The sequence below is a fragment of the Streptococcus sp. HSISS2 genome (assembly GCF_000448665.1).
GTDB classification, from domain to species: Bacteria; Bacillota; Bacilli; order Lactobacillales; family Streptococcaceae; genus Streptococcus; species Streptococcus raffinosi.
The window spans coordinates 1457705-1464748 of the sequence record NZ_CM002133.1 but is presented as its reverse complement, the minus strand read 5'-3'; the positions used below and the strand labels follow the sequence as shown (position 1 = coordinate 1464748).

Annotated in this window: 3 protein-coding genes, 5 pseudogenes and 1 other annotated feature; all 8 genes and pseudogenes read left to right on the top strand. The window is 41.2% G+C overall.

Annotated features, from left to right (window positions below):
* Positions 1 to 49: 49 nt before the first annotated feature.
* The gene (locus HSISS2_RS06490; RefSeq protein ID WP_021145979.1) at positions 50 to 1195 is read left to right on the top strand and encodes a cysteine desulfurase family protein; all 1146 of its coding nucleotides are present in this window, start codon (positions 50 to 52) and stop codon (positions 1193 to 1195) included.
* 53 nt (positions 1196 to 1248) lie between these two features.
* A pseudogene (gene thiI / locus HSISS2_RS06485) lies at positions 1249 to 2471 on the top strand (tRNA uracil 4-sulfurtransferase ThiI).
* A gap of 98 nt (positions 2472 to 2569) precedes the next feature.
* Positions 2570 to 4080 (top strand): annotated as a pseudogene (gene gtfA, locus HSISS2_RS06480) (accessory Sec system glycosyltransferase GtfA).
* Positions 4073 to 5392 (top strand): accessory Sec system glycosylation chaperone GtfB, encoded by a 1320-nt coding sequence (gtfB, locus tag HSISS2_RS06475; protein ID WP_021145974.1) that lies wholly within the window; start codon positions 4073 to 4075, stop codon positions 5390 to 5392. The pseudogene gtfA and the gene gtfB overlap by 8 nt, the downstream one beginning before the upstream one ends.
* A gap of 4 nt (positions 5393 to 5396) precedes the next feature.
* Positions 5397 to 5932, top strand: a pseudogene (locus HSISS2_RS06470) (GNAT family N-acetyltransferase).
* A gap of 110 nt (positions 5933 to 6042) precedes the next feature.
* Positions 6043 to 6117 (top strand) — a sequence feature (ribosomal protein L21 leader region).
* A gap of 40 nt (positions 6118 to 6157) precedes the next feature.
* Positions 6158 to 6471 (top strand): annotated as a pseudogene (gene rplU, locus HSISS2_RS06465) (50S ribosomal protein L21).
* A gap of 35 nt (positions 6472 to 6506) precedes the next feature.
* Entirely contained in the window at positions 6507 to 6797 is a 291-nt protein-coding gene (rpmA, locus tag HSISS2_RS06460) for a 50S ribosomal protein L27 (protein ID WP_004183988.1), read from the top strand.
* Between the two features lie 58 nt (positions 6798 to 6855).
* Positions 6856 to 7044: pseudogene (locus tag HSISS2_RS06455) on the top strand (GNAT family N-acetyltransferase); the annotation flags it as partial.

The following is a 7044-nucleotide window of genomic DNA, read 5'->3' as shown; positions in this document are numbered from 1 at the left end:
GCTAAAAAATTATGCTATAATAGGGAGTAACTATTATTCGAGGAAAAACATGATTTATTTTGATAATTCAGCCACAACTATGCCCTATCCAGAGGCTCTTAGAACCTACCAAGAAGTGGCCACGAAAATTTTTGGGAATCCTTCTAGCTTGCACCAATTAGGAACGTCTGCGACACGTATTTTGGAGGCTTCTCGTAAGCAAGTTGCGGACCTCATTGGAAAATCAGCCGATGAGATTTTCTTTACGTCTGGTGGAACCGAAGGAGACAACTGGGTCATCAAGGGTCTAGCTTTTGAAAAAGAACCCTACGGTAAACACGTCATCGTTTCTGACATTGAACATCCTGCGGTCAAAGAGTCTGCCAAATGGCTTTCTGAGCATGGTTTTCAAGTGTCCTATGCGCCAGTTAATGCTCAAGGGTTCGTGGATGTGGAAGCTCTTGCTCAACTGTTGCGACCTGATACCATCTTGGTTTCAGTGATGGCCGTTAATAATGAAATCGGATCTATCCAACCCATTCAAGCGATTTCAGATCTTCTAGCTAATGAGCCGACGATTTCTCTCCATGTGGATGCTGTCCAGGCTATTGGGAAGATTCCTGTATCAGTTTATTTAACAGACCGTGTTGACTTTGCAACTTTTTCTGGTCACAAGTTCCATGCTGTTCGAGGTGTAGGTTTTATCTACAAGAAAAATGGCAAAAAAATTACTCCGCTCTTAACAGGTGGTGGTCAAGAAAAAGACTTTCGTTCAACGACTGAAAATGTAGCTGGGATTGCGAGTATGGCCAAGGCTTTGCGCCTAGTCACTGATAAAGAGGAATTTTCTCTTCCGAAAATTGCTAAGATGAAAAAGATTATCTTTGATGAATTGGCTAAGTATGAGGACATTACTATTTTCTCAGGTGAGGGTGAGGACTTTGCTCCCAATATTTTGACCTTTGGAATTAAGGGAGTTCGTGGTGAAGTGGTTGTCCATGCTTTTGAAGAGCATCAAATCTATATTTCAACGACATCAGCATGTTCATCTAAGGCCGGCAAGCCAGCGGGAACCCTCATTTCTATGGGTGTTCCAACCAAGTTAGCCCAAACGGCTGTTCGTATCAGTCTTGATGATGACAATGATATGGGACAAGTAGAACAGTTTCTCACGATTTTCAAGCAGGTATATGCTAAAACGCAAAAAGTAAGATAGCAAGATTTAATCGATTAAAAATAAAACTAAGTTCAAGTTTAAAAGGAAAAGGAATGACATTAACATATTCAGAAATTATGGTTCGCTACGGTGAATTGTCAACCAAGGGCAAAAACCGTATGCGTTTTATCAATAAACTTAGAAATAACATTCAAGATGTGTTATCTATCTATCCAGAAGTTAAAGTGACTTTTGACCGAGACCGTGGACACATCTACCTCAATGGCACAGACTACGAGCCAGTCGCAGAGTCTTTGAAGCAGATTTTCGGGATTCAGGCCTTTAGCCCCGTTTACAAATTTGAAAAAGATGTCGAAGTCTTGAAAAAAGCTGTTCAAGACATTATGACAGGGCTCTATCGTGACGGGCTTACCTTTAAGGTGACTGCCAAACGTAGTGACCATGACTTTGTTTTAGATAGTCGCGAGCTCAACCTTACTTTAGGAAATGCTGTATTTGATGTATTGCCTAACATTAAGGCACAGATGAAGGGGCCAGATATCAATCTGAAGGTAGAAATTCGTGCTGAGGCCGCTTATATTTCTCATGAGGAAATTAAGGGAGTAGGTGGATTACCTGTAGGGACAGCTGGTAAAGGAATGCTCATGCTTTCTGGTGGGATTGATTCGCCTGTTGCAGGTTATCTATCCCTTAAACGTGGTGTAGATATTGAGGCCGTTCACTTTGCAAGCCCTCCTTATACCAGTCCTGGGGCACTTAAAAAGGCTCAAGATTTGACGCGTAAGTTGACCAAGTTTGGTGGCAATATCCAGTTTATTGAAGTACTGTTTACTGAAATTCAAGAGGAAATCAAAGAAAAAGCACCAGAGGCTTATTTGATGACTCTGACTCGTCGTTTTATGATGCGTATTACTGACCGCATTCGTGAGGAACGACGTGGTCTTGTAATTATCAATGGAGAAAGTCTTGGTCAGGTTGCCAGTCAGACTATGGAGTCTATGCAGGCCATTAATGCTGTCACCTGTACGCCCGTGATTCGCCCAGTTGTGACTATGGATAAGTTGGAAATCATTGATTTGGCACAAAAATCGATACCTTCGACATTTCTATTCAACCTTTCGAAGATTGCTGTACCATCTTTGCACCGGACCGTCCAAAGACCAATCCAAAAATCAAAAACGTTGAACAATATGAGCGTCGTATGGATGTTGAAGGCCTAGTTGAACGGGCGGTTGCAGGAATTATGGTGACTGAAATCACACCTCTCGAAGAGACACAAGACGAAGTAGACACACTTATTGACGACTTGCTCTAGTCCCAAAGTATATAGTGACTGCTTAGATTTTATTAGCATCAGCTGTATCAAATAAAGAAATAATATCGATGTTGCATTTTACCTAGAAAGGAAAATACATGACTGTTTATAACATCAATTTAGGAATTGGTTGGGCGTCAAGTGGTGTCGAATATGCTCAGGCCTACCGTTCTACCATTTTTAAAAACACTGGTATCAAGGCTAAGTTTGTCTTTATGGATATGTTCTTGCAGGACAACCTGTCTGATTTGACCCGTAATATGGGTTTTGCGGACGAAGATGTCATCTGGCTCTATAGCTATTTTACAGACCTTAAGATTGCCCCAACGACCTATACCGTCAAGGATTTGGAAAATGAAATTCCTTATGATATTACACGTCGTGAAATTAATGGTAAGGTAGTGAAGCTCTTTTGTGCTAAAGAGGACATTTTTTATGCAGCATACTTGCGTAAAGAGGGTGAAGAGATTGTTCACCGTGTGGAAAAGGTTTCTCGTGGTTGCTTGATTCGTAAAGATTTTTACTCTTATACCAAGATGTTCACAGAGTATTACACACCAGTGGACAACAAGGCTCATCTTTACCAACGTCGTTTCTTCAATGAAGATGGTAGTGTTGCCTATGACGAAATCGTTGATGGAAAGGATAGTATCTTCCGTTTTCAGATAAGATTTTGTCTTCTAAGCACGAGTTTATCGCTTACTTTATGTCTCAACTTGGCCTCACGGACAAAGATATTGTCATCTTGGACCGTGCAACTGGTACAGGGCAAGCCGTTTTCCGTAATGCTAAACCTGCCAAACTTGGGGTAGTGGTCCATGCAGAACACTTTAGTGAGAATGCGGTAACAGACAAGACCATTCTTTGGAATAATTATTACGAGTATCAATTTAGTAATGCGGACAAGGTCGATTTCTTTATCACGGCGACAAATCGTCAGCGTGATATCATGCTAGATCAGTTCAACAAGTACACACCATTTAGGCCTCATATCGTAACCATCCCTGTGGGAAGTGTGGATAAACTGAGAAAACCTGATGGCAATCGTAAACCATTCTCTATCATTACCGCTTCACGTTTGGCCAATGAAAAACATGTGGACTGGTTGGCTAAGGCTGTCGTTAAGGCCAAGGAGAGCTTGCCACAAGTTAATTTTGATATCTTTGGTACAGGGGCTGAGGAGGCTAAACTTAAGGCTATTATTGAGGAAAATCAAGCTCAGGATTACATCCATCTCAAAGGTCATCAGGAGTTGACAGAAGTCTACAAGGACTACGAGCTTTACCTGTCAGGTTCTAAGAGTGAAGGCTTTGGCTTGACTCTTTTAGAAGCTGTTGGTTCAGGTCTTGGTATGATTGGATTTGACGTGCGCTATGGGAACCAAACCTTTATTAAAGATAATGAAAATGGTTACCTCATTCCTCGTTTCGAAAAAGATGATGAACCTGCCATTGTAGCGGCTTTGGCAGAGAAAATTGTAGCCTTCTTTAACCGCACAGATTTGGACCATGTTCATCAAGTCTCTTATGATATCGCTAAAGGCTTTTTGACAGAGGAAATTGAGCAGAAGTGGCTTAACTTAGTAAAGGAGATGACTAGTCATGATTAATTTATTTGAAAGTTATAGTCAGGGTAGTTGGGATCTCCATTACTCCTTAATCGTTGCTGGCTATGCCAATACAACGGTTTGCCTTTCGGATGATGGCTTTCTACCTAGTGATGTAACCTCGCCCTACCTTTATTTCACTGGTTTTGATAAGGTTCAGGGATCTGCTCTTTACTTTAATCAAGTGCCCGTGCCAGATTACTGGGAAATTTTAGGGACTAATAGTAATGCAGAAATTTTCCGTTTTGATAAAAAACGTGGACATATTCATTATGCGCATCCTGAACATCAACGTTTGGTAAATGCTGTGGACTGGTATGATGAGTCAGGCCGCTTGCGCGTGACTGACCGCTATAATAACAAGGGCTATCGTTTTTCTCAGACAACGTACAACGTTAAACAAGAAGCGACTATCACTAGTTATTTCACGCCAGACAACAAGGAAGTTATCGTTGTTAACCATTTGACCAAGGATGTTATCTTGAATTGGAAGGAAAAAGTCTACATTTTCAAAAATAAGTCGGAATTTGTAGTCTTCTATTTCCAAGAGGCGGGTTATGATTTAAGTCGTATCCTTTATAACTCACTGTCAACGCCTTTCTTGACAACGATGAACCTTCCAAATTCTGGCCAAGATGTGCTTTTCTGGCAAGAGCCAATTACAGACACAGTTCCTGGCAATATGCGTTTGCTCCTTGATAGCAATCACCGTCAAACCAAGATTGTTGTTCAGGATTACACAGCCTACACGAATTTGCTAAAATTGATTAATCCCCAGCAGGCTTCTCATGTAGCTTTCCTTGGCTTCATGTATCCATTTGCACGTCAAAATCATTTCCAAAACCATGCACTTATCTTGACCAATTCCGATCAGGTTGAACATCTGGAAAGTATTGTTAGTGAAGTACCTACCATGCACTATCATGTCGGGGCTATTACAGAGATGTCAAGTCGCTTGATGGATTTGGCTAAATATAGCAATGTTAGTCTTTATCCTAACATTACAACAGAACAGGTTAAACGCCTTTATCAAGAAGCTGATTTCTACTTGGATATTAACCATCAAAATGAAATCTTGTCAGCGACCCGTGCTGCTTTCGAAAATAATATGCTTATCCTTGCCTTTACGAACACTAGTCATGGTTCAGAGTATACAGCGCCAAGCAATATCTTTTCACCGATGGATGCCGGTCACTTCAAGCAAACCCTTCATGAAGCCTTGGGCAACCATGAGTTCTTTAGACATCTTCTTGACCGTCAACGTGAGCATGCTCGTGTGGCGACACCAGAAGATTATCAAAAGGTCATTGGTTAGGGTCATGGCAGTTCAGGTTCGTAAGGTTTACCCTTTTACACCAACGTTTAGACAGGTCGCTTCGCTTTATGAAGCGGCTTTTCCTGCTTGTGAGCGTCTTCCCCTCTGGCAATTGTCTTGGAATGGCTTGAAAAAAGGACAGGAATTTCTGGCTTATTATGATAAGCAAACTTTTATTGGCTTAACCTATACCATCTATACTGACAGCCTAGTATACTTACTCTTTCTTGCGGTTGAAGAAAGTAAACAGTCTCAGGGATACGGTAGTCAGATTTTGGCACAAGTTAAGAAAGAAGCAGGCGTTTGCCCATGTGTTCTCACGATTGAGCCCATGGATGATCCTAATGTTTCTAATCGAGCTCAACGTCTAAAACGTCTAGCATTTTACGAAAAAATGGCTATCAAGCTTTGAATCATTTCTATTTTGAAGGGACTGAGCGTTATCAGATTTTAACAACCGATAAGACGCTTTCCCTAGCAGCTTTGGAGAACGCTTTGGCTAAGACCTTTTTAGGAAAGCATGGTGTCAGAGTGGATTAGAAGCTTGATTTTGTAGTTAAATCTAAGTTGACAAAATAAGAAAAAGTAAAAACTTTTTCTCTTGCTATTAGAGTAAAAAAATGATAGAATTGAAACGTTGACTAAATGCACGTCCTGTGCAACCGCACGACTACTGTTTGCAAGTGGGTTCGTCCCCGCAGTACTAGGCGAGTCTTCACAGAGGGAAACCTCAGACACATTAAAAATTTTAATAGGAGGTGCATCATGAGCACATACGCAATCATCAAAACTGGTGGAAAACAAGTTAAAGTTGAAGTAGGTCAAGCGATCTACGTTGAAAAAATCAACGCTGAAGCTGGATCAGAAGTAACTTTTAACGAAGTTGTTCTTGTCGGTGGTGATAAAACTGTAGTAGGTACTCCAGTTGTTGAAGGAGCTACTGTTGTCGGAACTATCGAAAAACAAGGTAAACAAAAGAAAGTTGTTACTTTCAAATACAAACCTAAAAAGGTAGCCACCGTAAACAAGGTCACCGTCAACCTTATACAAAAGTTGTTATCAACGCTATCAACGCGTAAGCTAACGACTAATCACTAAGAAAGGACACAATCTTATGTTGAAAACTCTTGAAAACTTGCAACTTTTCGCCCACAAAAAAGGTGGGGGTTCTACTTCCAATGGTCGTGATTCAGAAGCTAAACGTCTTGGTGCCAAAGCTGCTGATGGTCAAACTGTAACAGGTGGATCAATCCTTTACCGTCAACGCGGTACACACATCTATCCAGGTGTAAACGTAGGCCGTGGTGGTGACGATACACTCTTCGCTAAAGTTGAAGGTGTTGTACGTTTCGAACGTAAAGGTCGCGACAAAAAACAAGTATCTGTATACCCAGTTGCTAAATAATTCAGCTAAAGTCTGCACTTTTGTGTAGGCTTTTCTTATTTATGAAAGGAAGATGACTATGCCTTTGAATCAGTACCAACAAGAAGTCGGACCAAGCTTAGCGGATGCCAGCCCTGGGAAGATGCCGGACATCACTCTCTTGGACGGTCGCTATTGTAGCGTTGAACATTTGACAGTAGCAGAACACTACGAGGATATTCTTGACTTTTTACTTTACCAATCGGATTCTTTCTGACTGGACCTATAT

Coding starts and splice junctions, on each gene's coding strand:
- HSISS2_RS06490 (WP_021145979.1), top strand. CDS start 50: ATGATTTATTTTGATAATTCAGCCACAACTATGCCCTATCCAGAGGCT.
- rpmA (WP_004183988.1), top strand. CDS start 6,507: ATGTTGAAAACTCTTGAAAACTTGCAACTTTTCGCCCACAAAAAAGGT.
- gtfB (WP_021145974.1), top strand. CDS start 4,073: ATGATTAATTTATTTGAAAGTTATAGTCAGGGTAGTTGGGATCTCCAT.